This window comes from Leclercia adecarboxylata, assembly GCF_006171285.1.
GTDB lineage: Bacteria > Pseudomonadota > Gammaproteobacteria > Enterobacterales > Enterobacteriaceae > Enterobacter > Enterobacter barmai.
The window spans coordinates 1,852,502-1,870,101 of the sequence record NZ_CP040889.1 but is presented as its reverse complement, the minus strand read 5'-3'; the positions used below and the strand labels follow the sequence as shown (position 1 = coordinate 1,870,101).

At 58.3% G+C, this 17,600-nt stretch carries 17 protein-coding genes; 9 read left to right on the top strand and 8 right to left on the bottom strand.

Going from position 1 to position 17,600, the window contains the following annotated elements; genetic code table 11:
- Window positions 1-243 precede the first annotated feature (243 nt).
- From FHN83_RS10740 to hemC, 5 genes are all read right to left on the bottom strand, one after another.
- On the bottom strand, window positions 244-1,449 hold the full coding sequence (locus tag FHN83_RS10740) for an MFS transporter (protein ID WP_139563815.1): 1,206 nt from the start codon (window positions 1,447-1,449) through the stop codon (window positions 244-246).
- Between the two features lie 158 nt (window positions 1,450-1,607).
- On the bottom strand, window positions 1,608-2,807 hold the full coding sequence (gene hemY / locus FHN83_RS10735) for a protoheme IX biogenesis protein HemY (RefSeq protein WP_039031220.1): 1,200 nt from the start codon (window positions 2,805-2,807) through the stop codon (window positions 1,608-1,610).
- Between the two features lie 2 nt (window positions 2,808-2,809).
- Window positions 2,810-3,982: a uroporphyrinogen-III C-methyltransferase gene (hemX, locus tag FHN83_RS10730; RefSeq protein ID WP_039031219.1), complete on the bottom strand. Its 1,173-nt coding sequence runs from the start codon at window positions 3,980-3,982 to the stop codon at window positions 2,810-2,812.
- Window positions 3,983-4,003: 21 nt separating this feature from the next.
- Window positions 4,004-4,744: a uroporphyrinogen-III synthase gene (gene hemD, locus FHN83_RS10725; protein ID WP_139563814.1), complete on the bottom strand. Its 741-nt coding sequence runs from the start codon at window positions 4,742-4,744 to the stop codon at window positions 4,004-4,006.
- Window positions 4,741-5,682, bottom strand: a complete 942-nt coding sequence (gene hemC, locus FHN83_RS10720; RefSeq protein ID WP_039031217.1) for a hydroxymethylbilane synthase — start codon at window positions 5,680-5,682, stop codon at window positions 4,741-4,743. The genes hemD and hemC overlap by 4 nt, the downstream gene beginning before the upstream one ends.
- Before the next feature lie 344 nt (window positions 5,683-6,026).
- Between hemC and cyaA the strand changes: the two genes are divergently transcribed.
- On the top strand, window positions 6,027-8,573 hold the full coding sequence (gene cyaA / locus FHN83_RS10715) for a class I adenylate cyclase (protein ID WP_039031216.1): 2,547 nt from the start codon (window positions 6,027-6,029) through the stop codon (window positions 8,571-8,573).
- Window positions 8,574-8,645: 72 nt separating this feature from the next.
- On the opposite strand, the gene cyaY is transcribed toward cyaA, so the two are convergent.
- Complete coding sequence (gene cyaY, locus FHN83_RS10710; RefSeq protein ID WP_039031215.1) at window positions 8,646-8,966, bottom strand: iron donor protein CyaY; 321 nt, start codon at window positions 8,964-8,966, stop codon at window positions 8,646-8,648.
- Window positions 8,967-9,104: 138 nt separating this feature from the next.
- On the opposite strand from cyaY, the gene lptM reads away from it, so the two are divergent.
- The 8 genes from lptM to corA all read left to right on the top strand — a co-directional run bounded on the left by lptM (window position 9,105) and on the right by corA (window position 16,033).
- Window positions 9,105-9,308: an LPS translocon maturation chaperone LptM gene (gene lptM / locus FHN83_RS10705; protein WP_039031214.1), complete on the top strand. Its 204-nt coding sequence runs from the start codon at window positions 9,105-9,107 to the stop codon at window positions 9,306-9,308.
- A gap of 32 nt (window positions 9,309-9,340) precedes the next feature.
- Window positions 9,341-10,165 (top strand): diaminopimelate epimerase, encoded by an 825-nt coding sequence (gene dapF / locus FHN83_RS10700; protein WP_039031213.1) that lies wholly within the window; start codon window positions 9,341-9,343, stop codon window positions 10,163-10,165.
- A complete protein-coding gene (locus FHN83_RS10695; protein WP_139563813.1) occupies window positions 10,162-10,869 on the top strand; it encodes a DUF484 domain-containing protein in 708 nt (235 codons plus the stop codon). Before dapF ends, FHN83_RS10695 begins: the two co-directional genes overlap by 4 nt.
- Window positions 10,866-11,768 carry a tyrosine recombinase XerC gene (gene xerC / locus FHN83_RS10690; RefSeq protein WP_139563812.1) on the top strand — a complete coding sequence of 301 codons (903 nt, stop codon included), beginning with the start codon at window positions 10,866-10,868 and terminating at the stop codon, window positions 11,766-11,768. The genes FHN83_RS10695 and xerC overlap by 4 nt, the downstream gene beginning before the upstream one ends.
- The gene (gene yigB, locus FHN83_RS10685) at window positions 11,768-12,484 is read left to right on the top strand and encodes a 5-amino-6-(5-phospho-D-ribitylamino)uracil phosphatase YigB (RefSeq protein ID WP_039031210.1); all 717 of its coding nucleotides are present in this window, start codon (window positions 11,768-11,770) and stop codon (window positions 12,482-12,484) included. Before xerC ends, yigB begins: the two co-directional genes overlap by 1 nt.
- Before the next feature lie 78 nt (window positions 12,485-12,562).
- On the top strand, window positions 12,563-14,725 hold the full coding sequence (uvrD, locus tag FHN83_RS10680) for a DNA helicase II (protein ID WP_039031209.1): 2,163 nt from the start codon (window positions 12,563-12,565) through the stop codon (window positions 14,723-14,725).
- 62 nt (window positions 14,726-14,787) lie between these two features.
- Complete coding sequence (ysgD, locus tag FHN83_RS28965; protein ID WP_353620505.1) at window positions 14,788-14,931, top strand: YsgD/CorL family protein; 144 nt, start codon at window positions 14,788-14,790, stop codon at window positions 14,929-14,931.
- 151 nt (window positions 14,932-15,082) lie between these two features.
- Window positions 15,083-16,033, top strand: coding sequence for a magnesium/cobalt transporter CorA (gene corA / locus FHN83_RS10675; RefSeq protein WP_039031208.1), 951 nt, complete (start codon window positions 15,083-15,085; stop codon window positions 16,031-16,033).
- 80 nt (window positions 16,034-16,113) lie between these two features.
- Here the strand turns inward: corA and rarD are convergent, their stop codons facing one another.
- Together rarD and yigI are read right to left on the bottom strand one after the other, a co-directional pair.
- Window positions 16,114-17,010, bottom strand: a complete 897-nt coding sequence (gene rarD, locus FHN83_RS10670; RefSeq protein WP_139563811.1) for an EamA family transporter RarD — start codon at window positions 17,008-17,010, stop codon at window positions 16,114-16,116.
- Window positions 17,011-17,061: 51 nt separating this feature from the next.
- Window positions 17,062-17,529, bottom strand: coding sequence for an acyl-CoA thioesterase YigI (gene yigI, locus FHN83_RS10665; protein WP_039031206.1), 468 nt, complete (start codon window positions 17,527-17,529; stop codon window positions 17,062-17,064).
- Between the last annotated feature and the right edge of the window lie 71 nt (window positions 17,530-17,600).

Below are 17,600 nucleotides of genomic sequence, written 5' to 3'. Positions count from 1 at the left end.
GGGATGCAACTTTGGCACGTTGCGTGCAATAATATACCTGTAGATGCTCATTCCACCTCTTATGTTCGCCTTAGCGCCTCATAAACTCCGGAATGACGCAGAGCCATTTACGGTGCTTATCGTCCACTGACAGATGTCGCTTCGGCCTCATCAAACACCATGGGCACAACGTTGAGTGAAGCACCACAAGTTGTCAAACAGACCTGTTTAACGCCTGCTTTTTAGCAGGCGTTTTTTTATGCCTTATTTGCGGTATCGCATCATGATCCCCACTACAATCAGCAAGGCACCGCCTGAAACGCCGTACAGCGCTTCTACCGGTCCCAGCGCGTCAGCCGCCACGGCGGTAACGCAGGTAAAGAGGGCAGCGCTGATGGTTTGCCATCGCCATGCCTTACCGCTGGCAGCAGAGACTTGTGCTGCCTGAAAGCTACTCAATACGCTGTAGGTTCCGGCCGCAAAGACGATGTTCGAGGCCAGATGGGCGATAAATACGACCCCCAGCGCCTGCATCCCGGGCAACAGCGGGATCGCGCCATAAGAGAGTAAAAACAGCCCCAGGCAGGCCAGCAGACGGCGGTTTTGTCCGGTGTAGCGGGCCAGACTTTCTCTTTTGAGCAGCAGCGGGCCGCACAGTTGCCCCATGCTGCGGGCAAACAGCAGAGGCAGAGCCAGACCGGTGGCATCATCCGGTTCAATATGCTGCGCCAGGGCAGGCAACAGCGCAATGGCAGGCGATCCCACTGCGGCGAGTGCCGGGAGCAATAACAGGCTGCGCTTTTGCTGCGAAACCAGCGTCTGCCAGCGTACCGCCACCGGTTTTTCTGCTTCGGCTGCGTGCTCGGGTGCCAGAGAGGGTAACGCCTTGCCCGTGAGTACTAACATCAGCAGCGAGCCGGCAAAGGTGAGCGCGTCGATCCCCACCAAAGCCAGCGCAGGCAGTTGGTGAAACAGCATGATGCCCAGCCCCGTCCCGGCCAATACCTGCGAAGCAAAAATCATATTCTCCAGACAGGTGGCCGCAGGCAGTTCGGCTTCTGACAGGCCGCGTCTGAACAGCAGGGTCAGGGCTGGCCAGGTCATGCCCATCAGAAAGGCCTCGGTAGACTGTACCGCCAGCAGCGCCGTAACGCTGTGATACTGAATACCCAGCAGAGGGAACAGCAGGGCGAGCAGACCCAGCCCCTCCGTCAGGAGCAGCAGGTGGACAGGGGAATAGCGCATACAGAGCTTTTCCCCGACGAAGCTGCCGAGAAACCCCGGCAGGGTGGCAAACAGGTATGCCATTGTCAGTAAGGATGCGGGTGCCTGCCAGTCAAGCAGCAGGCCAAAGACCATCACCTGGGTTAAGCCATTGCCCAGCGAGGTGAAGAGAAAAGCGCAGGCCAGCAGGCGCAGCCAGCGATGGCAGCGCAGCGCGTCAAAAAGCGCATACAGAAGCGTGTTCATGAAACGATCCTTTCAAAAACGATATAGTCCACGCCGTAAAAGGCGTGTGCAGAAAATTGTTTAATGAAAGGAGTTCGTTACATTGGCGGAGTCGGTCTCTGAAGATGATGCAGAGAATGTAGCAAATAAAAAAGGAGGCCGTCAGGCCTCCTGTTAAATTATTGTTGCGGGGGATTATTCTGTAGCGTCAGCAGCAGGCCATCGCGGCGCATCGCGGCGGCCTCTTCCGGCAGATGCAGTTTATCCAGCGTATCCGCCAGCCAGGCGTAGTCGAAGGCATCCGGGCGCTGTTTTAACGCGGCGCGGAAGGCGAGACTGGCCTCTTTCCACTCGCCATGTCTTGCCAGCGACTGACCCAGGGTGCTCCACAGCAGGGGGCGATCGCCCACGGCTTTGATCTGCTGGCGAAGCATTTTTTCGATCTGCTCCGGATTATTGGTTTTCAGGCGCGGGATCACCATCACCAGACGATCGTCATACTGACGCTTCAGGCCATCAACGATGATGCTCTGGGCGGTATCATGATCGTCACACTCAATCAGGTGCTCCGCCATGGCAACCTGCAGTGGCACCTGCTGACGGGTTTTGCGGCTCTGATTTTTCCACCACTCTTTCAGGCCATCGCTGCCCTGATCGGCACGCGCCTGGTCCATGAGACCAATCCAGGCCTGACGTTGCAGGCTGTCGCGCTGCTCTTCGTCTCCCACGTCGGCTTTCGCCATCGACGGGATGATATCCAGCAGCGAGCCCCAGGCGCCGGTGCGGATGTAGGCCTGCTCTGCCAGACGCAGCACTTCCGGATGACGGGGGGTGATCTCCAGCAGGCGATCAACGCCGTGACGGGCGGCATGATTCTCGTTGCGCGCCAGCTGCAGGCGCACGCGGGTGATCTCAACCGGGATCGGGTCGTTTTCAGCAAGCTCAGCGGCGCGCTCCAGATGCTGATTGGCGCGCACTTCATCGCCGCGCTGCTGTGCAGCCTCTGCAGCCAGGAGATAGTTCACTACCGGTTGTTCAGCGTGATCGGCGTTCTTCGACATCAGCTTTTCAACCTGCTGATAGTCACCTTCAGCCAGCTTCAGCAGCGCCTGTTCGGTCTGCTTGCGGGCACGGCGGCGCTTGCGACCGACAAACCAGCTGCGGGTATGCGCGCCGGTACGGAAGATGCGGCGCAGGATCCATTCGATCGCCAGAAACGCCACCATCGCCAGGATCAGAATGATCACCAGGCCCGTGACGCTGGTTTCGATATTGTAGTTATCGGTCTGGATCAGCACGTAACCCTGATGACCTGCCAGGATAGGGCCGAGAACGATCCCTGCGATCAGCAGTGCGAAGAGTAACAGGACTTTTAACATAATTACTCTCCTTGCGGCGCGCTGTCAGGGGCCGGAGCCGGGGCAGGAGTCTGCGCCGCCGCTTCGCCCGGCTGTGCCAGCAGGTTACGCACGCGCGTCTGCATCAATTTCTCCAGAATCGGCTGGCTCTCCAGCTTATCCGGTACGTTCATGGTGATGTTCTGCTGGCTCAGCTTATCCACGTCTTCGAGGAAGGCCGTAGTAGTGGCATCGTCGGTATCGTAATAGGCGCGTACCCAGGTGGAGACGTTATCCAGCGCCTGTTTGTAGGTCTCTTCCTGATGACGCGGCACGGCCTGTGCGGCTACCAGCAGGCGTGAACGCAGGTTCTCGCGCAGGTAGACGTCCTGATTCGGGGCTAACAGCGGCACGGCGGTCTCATCGCGGCGGCGGACGGTGATAAAGCTGTCCATAAAGTTCTGCCAGCTTTTTTGCAGGTTGATACGCCACTCGCTCAGCGAACTGGAGAGTTCGCTGCTGTCGGAATCCATCGGGGAGTCGTCGTCATTATTGTCTGCCAGACGCAGGTTATCGATCTGGTTCGACAGCTGATTCACTTTCAGAATAATGCCGTCGTAATCCACCTGCGAAACGGTCGACAGGCTGGCGATATCCGCAGTGAGCGCGCGGCGGGCGGTAATCAGGCTCGGGTCGTTCATATCGCCCAGGCTGGCATCGGCGCTTTTCAGCAGCGCGGCAGCGGTGGTGACATCCTGATCGCTCCACAGCTTGCGTCCGGCCAGTTTAACCAGGAAATCAGCCTGCGCCAGCAGCCAGGTTTTGGCGTCGGTACCCGAAATAGCCGCCACTTTCTGCTGCATCTCATCCAGCTGTTTGACCAGCTCGTCCTGTTTGTGAGTGGCTGCAGCCAGCTGGTCGGCCTGCTGTTTGATGACGCCGTCCAGCTCGGTTTTCTGCGACTGCTGCGCCTGTTGTAAGGCGGTGATTTGCGTCACCAGCTCATCGTTCGTCGCAACCTGATTGGTCGCCTGTTTTTTCACCAGACCATACAGGCCCACGCCTGCGGCCAGCGCAATGGCGATGGCAATCGCGCTCAACGCCAGACTGGTTTTATTGCTGCCATGCTTTTTCTCTGTCGTTTCTGGCTGTGGCGTGGTGTCCACGGTCTCCCTGGTCTCTTCAACCACGGCGGAGGATTTTTCTTGTTCCGTCATTATGGCTTCCCATTATGAGAGTTATTGTAATGCGCGCAGCAGCGCATCGTTGTCGGCGTTATCAGCGATCCGAATATCTTGCCAGCCCAGTTCCCGGGCGAGGTTCGCCAGACGCTCACTGACGACCAGAAGCCGACAGCGGAGTAACCAGTTTTCACGATACCATTGTGGGATGAGTGTCCAGAGCTGTTGCAGCATCTCCCCGCTGGTTACCACCAGGGTGGTGACGCCGCGAGCCTGCCAGCGCATCGCCTCTTCCGCACCGTCATAATGTTTATGACTACGTTGATAACATTCACAAAATGTCACTTCTGCTCCACGCTCACGCAGCGTGTCGCCCAGCAATTCTCGCCCACCGTTGCCGCGCAAAATCAGCGCGCGTTTCCCCACAACAGTTTGTAATTCAGGTAATTGTAGCAACACTTCGCTGGTTTCCCGATCCAACGGATAGCGAATGTGCTGGCCGCTTTCGGTATGCAGCGCCAGGGCAGTGGTTCTGCCGATGGCGAAATAGCGCGGCGCATCAGGCCAGCGCTGGCCGTCCTGTTGCAGCCGGGCGTGGGCAAACTCCACGGCATGTTGTGACAGGGCAAACAGCAGATCGCCAGTCTGCAGCGCGCCAAGATGACCGGCGAGCTGGGGCAGCTCCCGGCCCGGAGAAAACTCAATCAGTGGAAAGCTCCACGCCACCTGCCCCAGTGCGCGCAGTCGGCTCACTAACTGATCTCCAGCGGGAGAAGGGCGGGTGACGAGAATACTCATGCCGGGGGTTCTCCATTATAGACGTCCGCGAGAATTTCACGGGCGCCGTTATTCAGCAGCTCTTCCGCCAGTGAAATCCCCAGCTGTTCTGCATCCTGTGGTTTACCGCGACGTTCGCCGCGCACCATCTGCGAACCGTCCGGCGCGCCAACCAGCGCGCGCAGCCACAGTTCGCCATCGGTTAATTCAGCATAGCTGCCAATCGGCACCTGACATCCCCCTTCAAGGCGGGTGTTCATGGCACGCTCCGCCTGGACGCGGATTGCGGTCTCGTCGTGATTGAGCGGCGCCAGCAGCGCATGGGTACGGGCGTCATCGAGTCGGCACTCAATGCCCACCGCGCCCTGACCGACGGCCGGCAGCGACTGTTCCGGGGAGAGCGCCGCCTTAATACGCGACTCCAGGCCCAGGCGTTTCAGGCCGGCAACCGCCAGAATAATGGCATCATATTCACCGTTATCCAGCTTGCCGAGACGGGTACCGACGTTACCGCGCAGGGAGCGGATGATCAGGTCCGGGCGGTACTCGGCCAGCTGGCACTGGCGGCGTAAACTTGACGTGCCAACAATGCTCCCCTGAGGCAGGGCATCCAGAGAGTCGTAGTGACTGGAGACAAAGGCATCGCGCGGATCTTCACGCTCGCAAATGGTGACCAGCCCCAGCCCTTCAGGGAAATCAACCGGGACGTCCTTCATAGAGTGGACCGCGATATCAGCACGACCGTCAAGCAGTGCCAGCTCAAGCTCTTTCACGAACAGGCCTTTACCGCCCACTTTCGCCAGAGGCGTATCAAGAATGACATCACCGCGCGTCACCATGGGCACCAGCTCTACACGCAAATCGGCATGACAGGCCTCGAGGCGCTGCTTAACATAATGTGCCTGCCAGAGCGCAAGGGGGCTTTGGCGTGTGGCAATTCTTAAAACATTGTCTAACATGCTTGTTACCGTCTTAATCGTCTGTTGACCATCCTAACATTGTTGTCTCAGCACTGTCAGGTTTACGGACGTTGAGGGGGACAGGACAAGGCTGCGATAGAAGTTGCCTGCTGCCGTATTCAGGAATTTACACGTACAGAACGGTGCTACACTTGTATGTAGCGCATCTTTCTTTACGGTCAAACGGCAAGGTGTTAAATTGATCACGTTTTAGACCATTTTTTCGTCTCCATGACCATAAAGATAAGGGCGAAAAAAGGCGACGGCTACTTTCGAAATACTGTGAACGCCTAATCCTCAGTCTGACTGGCGATTAGAGCCTTCTGAACATCAGGCGATACGTCTTGTACCTCTATATTGAGACTCTGAAACAGCGACTGGATGCCATCAATCAACTGCGCGTCGATCGTGCGCTTGCTGCCATGGGACCTGCTTTTCAACAGGTTTACAGTCTACTGCCGACATTGCTGCACTATCACCATCCGCTGATGCCGGGTTACCTTGACGGTAACGTTCCCAAGGGCATCTGCCTTTTCACGCCTGATGAAACCCAACAGCACTATCTGAAAGAGCTGGAACTCTATCGTGGCATGCCGGCACAAGAGTCCCCGAAAGGCGAACTGCCGATCACCGGCGTCTACACCATGGGCAGCACCTCTTCGGTGGGGCAAAGCTGTTCGTCGGATCTCGATATCTGGGTTTGCCATCAATCCTGGCTCGATAACGAAGAGCGCCAGCTGCTGCAGCGTAAATGCAGCCTGCTTGAGAGCTGGGCGGCATCGCTCGGTGTGGAAGTCAGCTTCTTCCTGATTGATGAAAACCGTTTCCGCCATAATGAAAGCGGCAGTCTGGGTGGTGAAGACTGCGGCTCGACTCAGCACATCCTGTTGCTGGATGAGTTTTACCGTACCGCCGTGCGCCTGGCCGGGAAGCGTATACTGTGGAGCATGGTGCCGTGCGACGAAGAAGAGCACTACGACGACTACGTCATGAAGCTCTACGCCCAGGGTGTCCTGACGCCAAACGAATGGCTGGATCTGGGCGGCCTGAGCTCGCTGTCTGCGGAAGAGTACTTCGGTGCCAGCCTGTGGCAGCTGTATAAAAGTATTGATTCCCCGTATAAAGCAGTGCTGAAAACCCTGCTGCTCGAAGCCTATTCCTGGGAATACCCGACGCCGCGCCTGCTGGCGAAAGACATCAAACAGCGTCTGCATGATGGCGAGATCGTCTCTTACGGTCTTGATGCCTACTGCATGATGCTCGAGCGCGTCACCGAATACCTGAAAGCCATCGACGATCCCACCCGTCTGGATCTGGTCCGTCGATGTTTCTATCTCAAAGTGTGTGAGAAGCTCAGCCGTGAACGCGCCTGCGTTGGCTGGCGTCGTGAAGTGGTCAGTCAGTTAGTCAAAGAGTGGGGATGGGACGAAGAGCGTCTGTCGATGCTCGATAACCGCGCCAACTGGAAGATCGATCAGGTGCGTGAAGCGCACAACGAGCTGCTCGATGCGATGATGCAGAGCTACCGTAACCTGATCCGCTTTGCCCGTCGTAACAACCTCAGCGTTTCCGCCAGCCCGCAGGACATCGGGGTGTTGACCCGTAAGCTGTACGCCGCGTTTGAAGCGCTGCCGGGTAAAGTGACGCTGGTGAACCCGCAGATTTCGCCTGACCTGTCTGAACCGAACCTGACCTTTATCTATGTGCCGCCGGGCCGCGCGAACCGCACCGGGTGGTATCTCTACAACCGTGCGCCAAGCATGGATTCGATCATCAGCCATCAGCCGCTGGAATATAACCGCTACCTGAACAAGCTGGTGGCCTGGGCCTGGTTTAACGGCCTGCTGACCTCCCGCACGCGCCTGTTTATCAAAGGCAACGAGATTGTCGATTTAGCCAAATTGCAGGAAATGGTCGCCGACGTTTCGCACCACTTCCCGCTGCGTCTGCCTGCGCCGACGCCAAAAGCGCTCTACAGCCCATGCGAAATTCGCCATCTGGCGATTATCGTCAACCTGGAATATGACCCGACGGCGGCCTTCCGCAATCAGGTGGTCCATTTCGATTTCCGTAAGCTGGATGTGTTCAGCTTTGGCGAGCAGCAAAACTGCCTGGTGGGCAGCGTCGATCTGCTGTACCGCAACTCGTGGAACGAAGTGCGTACCCTGCACTTCAACGGCGAGCAGGCGATGATCGAAGCGCTGAAAACAATCCTCGGCAAGATGCATCAGGATGCCGCACCGCCGGACAGCGTTGAGGTGTTCTGCTACAGCCAGCATCTGCGCGGCCTGATCCGTACCCGCGTGCAGCAGCTGGTTTCCGAATGCATCGATCTGCGCCTCTCCAGCACCCGTCAGGAAACCGGGCGCTTCAAAGCGCTGCGCGTCTCCGGCCAGACCTGGGGCCTGTTCTTTGAACGCCTGAACGTCTCGGTGCAGAAGCTGGAAAACGCCATCGAGTTCTACGGCGCTATTTCGCACAACAAGCTGCACGGTCTGTCGGTGCAGGTTGAGACCAACCACGTCAAACTGCCGCAGGTAGTGGACGGTTTTGCCAGCGAAGGGATTATTCAGTTCTTCTTTGAAGAGTCGGGGGATGACGCCGGGTTCAACATCTACATCCTCGATGAAACCAACCGCGCCGAAGTGTATCACCACTGTGAAGGCAGCAAAGAGGAGCTGGTGCGCGACGTCAGCCGCTTCTACTCTTCTTCACACGATCGCTTCACCTACGGCTCAAGTTTCATCAACTTCAACCTGCCGCAGTTCTATCAGATTGTGAAGGTGGATGGCCGCGCGCAGGTGATCCCGTTCCGCACCCAGGCGATTACGCCGGTCGTGCCTGACAGACAGGACGCCAGCACCCCGCTGTTGCAGCAGTATTTCTCCTGACGACCATTGCCCGGATGTACGGTCCGGGCCATTGTAGGCCCGGTAAGCGCAGCGCCACCGGGCAAAACAGCCCTAGCGGAAGCTAACTTCTTCCCCTGACTGCGCGGTCGCTGCCTGCTCCAGCAGATCCCAGAACGTCTCACCGCTACGATCGCAAACCCACTCGTCGCCCTTCAGGTCGAAATGGTAGCCGCCCTGTTTGGTGGCGAGCCAGACCTGGTGAAGCGGCTCCTGGCGGTTAATAATGATTTTGCTGCCGTTTTCAAAGCTGATGGTCAGCACCCCGCCGTTGATTTCACAATCGATGTCGCTATCGCCGTCCCAGTCATCAAGGCGTTCTTCGATGGTTTGCCACAGGTTATCGGCAAGGCGATGGAATTCACTGTCATTCATGGTTCTGTTCCTGTTTTTCGTGATGGCGGCAGTATAACGCTAAATAATTCCGGTTGCAGGTTAGCGGCTAACTCTTGCTTTTGTGCCTTCTCCTGCGATGATAGAACACATAAAGCACGAACTTACAGGCAACCAATAATGAAAAACGTTTTTCGAACGCTTGCCGTTCTCCTCACGCTGTTTAGCCTGACCGGTTGTGGTCTTAAAGGGCCGCTCTATTTCCCGCCAGCAGATAAAACCGCACCGCCGCCGACTAAAAAAGTGGAAAGTCCTGTTGAGTCCACCATGCCGGGTCGTAACGATCGTGGCGATAACAATGGTCCAAGCCAGGTCAATTACTGACAAGCGCTCCGATCCGCGCAATGGAGTAAATAATGCAGTTCTCTAAGATGCATGGCCTTGGCAATGACTTTATGGTTGTCGACGCGGTAACGCAGAATGTCTTCTTTTCTCCGGAGCTGATCCGCCGTCTGGCCGATCGGCACCTTGGCGTCGGCTTTGATCAGCTGCTGGTGGTTGAGCCGCCTTACGATCCGGATCTCGATTTCCACTACCGGATATTCAATGCCGACGGCAGCGAAGTGTCCCAGTGTGGCAACGGCGCGCGCTGTTTTGCCCGTTTTGTCCGCCTGAAGGGGCTCACCAACAAGCGTGATATCCGCGTCAGCACCGCCAACGGACGGATGGTACTGAGCGTGACCGACGACGAACTGGTGCGGGTCAACATGGGCGAGCCGAACTTCGAGCCGTCCCAGGTGCCGTTCCGCGCCAACAAAGCGGAAAAGACCTATATCATGCGCGCCGCGGAACAGACAGTCTTGTGCGGCGTGGTCTCCATGGGCAATCCGCACTGCGTGATTCAGGTTGATGACGTGGCGACCGCGCCCGTCGAGACGCTCGGACCGGTGCTGGAAAGCCACGAACGTTTCCCGGAACGCGCCAATATTGGATTTATGCAGGTTCTCACTCGCGAACACATCCGCCTGCGCGTTTTTGAACGTGGGGCAGGTGAGACGCAGGCGTGCGGCAGCGGTGCCTGTGCGGCCGTCGCGGTGGGGATTACGCAGGGGTTACTGGCGCAGGAGGTTCGCGTGGATTTGCCAGGCGGGCGTCTTGATATCGCCTGGAAAGGCCCGGGCCAGCCGCTGTATATGACGGGTCCGGCGACACAAGTTTACGACGGGTTTATCCATCTATGAAACAACCAGGAGAAGAACTGCAGGAGACGCTGACGGAGATGGACGACCGGGCGGTTGTTGATTATCTGCTGCGCCATCCTGACTTTTTCATTCGCAATGCACGTGTCGTGGAAGACATGCGCGTCCCGCACCCGGTTCGCGGGACGGTCTCGCTGGTTGAGTGGCATATGGCGCGCGCGCGCAACCATATCAACCATCTTGAAGAAAACATCTCGCTGCTGATGGAGCAGGCCAGCAGTAATGAAGGCCTGTTCTATCGCCTGCTGCACCTGCAGTCCCGGCTGGCCTCGGCCAGCAGCCTCGACGAATTTCTTCTCCGCCTGCATCGCTGGGCGCGTGACATGGGGCTGGCAGGGGCAACCCTGCGCCTGTTCCCGGATCGCTGGCGCATTGGCGCACCGTCCAGTTTTACCCATCTGGCCTTATCGCGTCAGGCGTTTGAACCCCTGCGCATTCAGCGTATGGGGCAGGAGAACCACTACCTTGGGCAGCTGAATGGCCCAGAGCTGCTGGTGGTGCTGCCGGAGGCCAAAGCGATCGGATCGGTCGCCATGTCCCTGATGGGGCGCGACGGCGAGCTTGGCGTGATGCTGTTTACCAGCCGCGATCCGCACCATTACCAGCAGGGACAAGGCACACAGCTGCTGCAGGAGATCGCGCAGATGCTGCCCGAGCTGCTGGAGCGCTGGATTGAGCGCGTATGACGGACGCTCTGCTGTCACCGGCCGTCACGCGTTTTCTGCGCTATCTGGGCGTTGAGCGCCAGCTCAGCCCGATCACCCTGTTGAACTATCAGCGTCAGCTTGATGCCATCATGCAGTTAGCCAATGAGATCGGCCTGACGAGCTGGCAACAATGTGATGCCGCCACGGTGCGGACCTTTGCCGTGCGTAGCCGCCGTAAAGGGCTTGGCCCGGCCAGCCTTGCGCTGCGTCTGTCGGCGCTGCGCAGCTTCTTCGACTGGCTGGTCAGCCAGGGCGAACTCAACGCCAACCCGGCGAAAGGGATTGCCGCGCCGAAAGCGCCGCGCCATCTGCCCAAAAATATCGACGTTGATGACGTTAACCGCCTGCTGGATATCGATCTTAACGATCCGCTGGCGGTGCGCGACCGCGCCATGCTGGAGGTGATGTACGGCGCTGGTCTGCGACTTTCCGAGCTGGTCAATCTGGATATTAAACATCTCGATCTGGAGTCCGGCGAAGTGTGGGTGATGGGCAAAGGCAGCAAAGAGCGCCGCCTGCCCATTGGCCGTAACGCCGTGGTATGGATTGAACACTGGCTCGACTTGCGCGGCCTGTTTGGCACCGAGGAAGAGGCGCTGTTCCTCTCGAAGCTGGGCAAGCGCATCTCGGCGCGTAACGTGCAAAAGCGGTTTGCCGAGTGGGGGATCAAGCAGGGGCTGAACAGCCATGTTCATCCGCATAAACTGCGCCATTCGTTCGCCACGCACATGCTGGAATCCAGCGGCGACCTGCGTGGCGTCCAGGAGCTGTTGGGCCACGCTAATCTCTCCACCACCCAAATCTATACCCATCTCGATTTTCAACACCTTGCCTCGGTGTACGACGCGGCGCATCCACGCGCCAAACGGGGGAAATAATGCGTTTTTATCGTCCATTAGGCCAAATCTCTGCCCTGACATTCGACCTTGATGACACCCTTTACGACAACCGTCAGGTGATTCTGCGTACCGAGCAGGAAGCGCTGACGTTTGTACAAAACTATCACCCGGCCTTAAAAACGCTGGAAAACAAAGAGTTCCACCGCCTGCGCCAGGCGTTACGCCAGACCGAGCCGGAAATCTATCACGACGTGACCGAATGGCGTCGCCGTGCCGTGGAGCTGGCGATGCTGAACGCGGGGCTGACCGCGGCCGAGGCTGCGCTGGGTGCCGAGGCCTCAATGGCGCACTTTGCCCAGTGGCGCAGCCGCATCGACGTCCCGCAGGAGACGCACGACACGCTGGCTGCGCTGGCCGAAAAGTGGCCGCTGGTAGCCATCACCAATGGTAACGCCCAGCCGGAGCTGTTCGGCCTTGGCGATTACTTCCAGTTTGTACTGCGCGCAGGCCCGCACGGGCGCTCCAAGCCGTTCAACGATATGTACCATCTGGCGGCGGAGAAGCTTAGCCTGCCGCTGGGGCAAATTCTTCACGTGGGCGATGACCTGACGACCGACGTCGCAGGGGCGATCCGCTGCGGGATGCAGGCCTGCTGGATCAAGCCGGAAAATGCCGATCTGATGCAGACCGCCGACAGCCGCCTGTTGCCGCACATCGAAATTTCACGGTTGGCATCCCTCACCACGCTGATATAATCACCAGCAGTTCTGTATAAATTAACAGTGTATCCGGCGGCTAAATGCCGCCGGATTACCTCTTTGCGGCGGTGCCCAATGGACGTTTCTTACCTGCTCGACAGCCTTAATGACAAACAGCGTGACGCGGTTGCCGCGACGCGCACCAATATGCTGGTGCTGGCAGGGGCGGGCAGTGGTAAGACACGCGTGCTGGTTCACCGTATCGCCTGGCTGCAGAGCGTGGAAAACTGCTCGCCGTACTCCATTATGGCGGTGACGTTCACCAACAAGGCGGCGGCGGAGATGCGCCACCGTATCGCCCAGCTGATGGGCACCAGCCAGGGCGGCATGTGGGTCGGCACCTTCCACGGGCTGGCGCACCGCCTGCTGCGTGCGCACCATATGGACGCCAACCTGCCGCAGGATTTTCAGATCCTCGACAGCGAAGACCAGCTGCGTCTGCTCAAACGCCTGATCAAGGCGATGAACCTCGACGAGAAACAGTGGCCGCCGCGTCAGGCGATGTGGTACATCAACAGCCAGAAAGACGAAGGGCTGCGCCCGCATCACATCCAGAGCTTTGGCAACCCGATTGAGCAGACCTGGCAGAAGGTCTATCAGGCCTATCAGGAAGCCTGCGATCGCGCCGGGCTGGTGGATTTCGCCGAGTTGCTGCTGCGCGCCCACGAGCTGTGGCTGAACAAGCCGCATATCCTGCAACACTATCGCGAACGCTTTACCAATATCCTGGTCGACGAATTCCAGGATACCAACAACATTCAGTACGCCTGGATCCGCCTGCTGGCGGGCGACTCCAGCAAAGTGATGATCGTCGGCGACGACGACCAGTCGATCTACGGCTGGCGCGGCGCCCAGGTCGAGAACATCCAGCGTTTCCTGAAAGATTTTCCGGGCGCAGAGACCATTCGCCTGGAACAAAACTACCGCTCCACCAGCAACATTCTGAGCGCGGCCAACGCCCTGATTGAAAACAATAACGGGCGTCTGGGCAAAAAGCTGTGGACCGACGGCGTCGACGGTGAGCCGATCTCTCTCTACTGCGCGTTTAACGAGCTGGACGAAGCCCGCTTCGTGGTTAACCGGATCAAAACCTGGCAGGACAACGGCGGCGCGCTTGAGCAGTGCGCCATTCTCTATCGCAGCAACGCCCAGTCGCGTGTGCTGGAAGAGGCGTTGCTCCAGGTGGGGATGCCGTACCGCATCTATGGCGGCATGCGCTTCTTCGAACGCCAGGAGATTAAAGACGCGCTCTCGTATCTGCGCCTGATTGCCAACCGCAACGACGACGCGGCGTTTGAGCGCGTGGTCAACACGCCAACCCGCGGCATAGGCGATCGCACCCTCGACGTGGTGCGTCAGACCTCCCGCGACAGGCAGCTGACCCTGTGGCAGGCGTGTCGCGAGCTGTTGCAGGAGCGGGCGCTCGCCGGGCGTGCCGCCAGCGCGCTGCAGCGCTTCCTGGAGCTTATCGACGCGCTGGCCCAGGAAACCGCCGATATGCCGCTGCACGTTCAGACCGACCGGGTGATCAAAGATTCCGGCCTGCGCATGATGTACGAGCAGGAGAAGGGCGAGAAGGGCCAGACGCGTATTGAGAACTTAGAGGAACTGGTGACGGCGACGCGCCAGTTCAGCTACAACGAAGAAGACGAAGACCTGATGCCGCTGCAGGCGTTCCTGTCCCATGCCGCGCTGGAAGCGGGCGAAGGGCAGGCCGACACCTGGCAGGATGCGGTTCAACTGATGACCCTGCACTCCGCCAAAGGTCTGGAGTTCCCGCAGGTGTTTATCGTCGGTATGGAAGAGGGGATGTTCCCGAGCCAGATGTCGCTGGATGAAGGCGGGCGTCTGGAAGAGGAGCGGCGTCTGGCCTACGTGGGCGTGACCCGCGCGATGCAAAAGCTGACCCTGACCTACGCCGAAACCCGCCGTCTGTACGGCAAAGAGGTTTATCACCGTCCGTCGCGCTTCGTCGGTGAACTGCCGGAGGAGTGCGTGGAAGAGGTGCGCCTGCGCGCCAGCATCAGCCGCCCGGTGAGCCATCAGCGTCTGGGTACGCCGGTGTCGGAAAGCGACAGCGGATTCAAGCTGGGTCAGCGCGTACGTCATGCTAAATTTGGCGAAGGCACCATTGTGAATCTGGAAGGCAGCGGCGAGCACAGTCGCCTGCAGGTGGCGTTCCAGGGCCAGGGGATCAAATGGCTGGTTGCGGCTTACGCCAGGCTTGAAGCGGTTTAAGATTCAGAAAAATATCACTATTTTGTAATAATCTGCCAGGCTTATACGTTGAAGGGCATTTAATGTTCTTCAGCGTTTCGTTGCGAGTTGACGCCGCCGTTACTGCTGGCGTAACATGCGCGCACGATTACGCTAAGAGGACATTCGCCTTGGACACACCCAGTAAATACTGGCTCAATTCCCTGTCATCCAGGAACAACTCCTAAGGCTATCTCCTCTTGCTGATGGCCTTAGTGGTTGTCAGCGACCTGCATTATTCCCGTCGCGCTGAGTCAGGCTGTTTAATGGTCTGAAACCCAATATGTTTCTGTGTGCCCACCGAACTGTCCGATATTTTTTGCATTGGGAGTCCCGGTCATGCTGAGCGCATTTCAACTGGAAAAGAACCGACTGATTCGGCTTGAAGCTGAAGAGTCACAACCCCTCATTGATGCCGTATGGGTGGATCTGGTCGAGCCGGATGACGACGAACGCCTGCGCGTGCAATCTGAGCTCGGACAAAGCCTGGCAACCCGCCCGGAACTGGAAGACATCGAAGCATCCGCCCGTTTCTTCGAAGACGAAGACGGCCTGCACATTCACTCCTTTTTCTTCTTTGAAGACGCCGAAGATCACGCCGGTAACTCCACCGTCGCATTTACCATCCGCGATGGCCGCCTGTTTACCCTGCGCGAGCGCGAGCTGCCTGCGTTCCGTCTCTACCGTATGCGCGCCCGTAACCAGGCGATGGTGGACGGCAACGCCTACGAGCTGCTGCTGGACCTGTTTGAAACCAAAATCGAACAGCTGGCGGATGAGATTGAAAACATCTACAGCGATCTGGAAGAGCTGAGCCGGGTGATCATGGAAGGGCACCAGGGCGATGAGTACGACGAAGCGCTGTCAACGCTGGCAGAGCTGGAAGATATCGGCTGGAAAGTGCGTCTGTGCCTGATGGATACCCAGCGCGCGCTGAACTTCCTGGTGCGCAAGGCGCGTCTGCCGGGCGGTCAGCTGGAGCAGGCGCGCGAGATCCTGCGTGATATCGAATCCCTGCTGCCGCACAACGAATCCCTGTTCCAGAAGGTGAACTTCCTGATGCAGGCGGCGATGGGCTTTATCAACATCGAGCAGAACCGCATCATCAAGATCTTCTCGGTGGTTTCGGTGGTGTTCCTGCCGCCTACGCTGGTGGCGTCGAGCTACGGGATGAACTTCGAGTTTATGCCGGAGCTGAAATGGAGCTTTGGTTACCCTGGCGCAATTGTCTTTATGGTGCTCGCGGGACTGGCGCCGTATCTCTACTTCAAGCGCCGTAACTGGTTATGACGGTTATGCCGGGTGGCGGCTACGCCTTACCCGGCCTACGCCAAATGTAGGCCGGATAAGCGAAGCGCATCCGGCAAAAATCAAAGCCCTTTGCGCGTCCTGCGCTGGGTATAGATCGCATCCGCCACAAACACCGCCAGCGCGACCCAGATAAACCCAAAGGTCACCATCTTATCCGCCCCCGGTACTTCACCGTAGAACAGCACCGCCAGCAGGAACATCAGCGTCGGGCCGATGTACTGGAAGAAGCCCAGCGTTGACAGGCGCAGACGCGTCGCGGCCCCGGTAAAGCACAGCAGCGGGATGGTGGTGACCACACCGGCCGCCATCAGCATCAGGTTCAGCGTCCACGGGTTACTGCCCATATGGCTGGTGCTGCTGTCGGCAATGCCGAACAGGTAAATCGCAGCGACCGGCAGCAGCCACAGGGTCTCAAACAGCATCCCGGTTTGTGCTTCCACGGCGATTTTCTTACGCACCAGGCCATAGAAGGCAAAACTGAACGCCAGTCCCAGGGCGATGACCGGCAGCGAGCCGAAGGTCCAGAGCTGAACCAGTACGCCGCAGAGGGCGAGGATCACCGCCAGCCACTGCATCCGGCGGAAGCGCTCGCCGAGGAACAGCATCCCCAGCACGATATTCACCAGCGGGTTAATGAAGTAGCCGAGGCTCGCCTCCAGCATGTGCTGGTTGTTCACCGCCCAGATGAACAGCAGCCAGTTGCCGCCAATCAGCACGGCGGACAGCGCCAGCAGGAAGATCTTTTTCGGCGTTTGCAGGAGCGTTTTAACCCCAGACCACTGACGGCTCACGCTCATCAGCGCCACCATGAAGAAAAACGACCAGATCACGCGGTGGGTAAGAATTTCGTCGGCAGGGACGTAGTGAATCAGCTTGAAGTACGCGGGCGCGATACCCCAAATAAAATAAGCGGCAAGAGCGAGTAAAACGCCCTGCCGCGTCTGTTTAGCATCCATCAGGAAAACCCGTTACAAAAAAGTAACGCAATTTTACCCGATTTTACCTTCTCAACCCACCATATAAGTGGCAGTTGCGCTGGCGATATAGACCTGCTCTTCGTTATGCAGCTCCACGCGGGCGACGGCGACTTTGTTACCCGCGCGCAGCAGGCTGCTGCTGGCGGTAAAGCGGTTGCCGCGGCCAGGGCGCAGATAGTCTACGCGCAGGTCGATGGTGCCCATCCGCGACAGGCGCTGGCGCAGCTCATCTTCATTGATGGTGTCGTGGCGGGTCAGGGTGCTGCCGACGCAGACCAGGCCGGCGGCGACGTCGAGGGCAGAGGCGATCACGCCGCCGTGGAGAATGCTTTGCGCCCAGTTGCCGACCATCATCGGCTGGTTGTTAAAACTGAGCCGGGCGAAATCTTTCTCGTAGCGCTCCAGCTCCAGCCCCAGCGCGCGGTTGAACGGCATATGGTAGACGAAAATCTCGCCGACAAGCTTCAGCGCTTCTTCGGCAGTAAGCGTGGCAGACATAGCACGTCACATCCTTATTGTTAAAAGAATGTTGATTTTATTCCTCAGCAATATGAATTGCCAGATTCGGA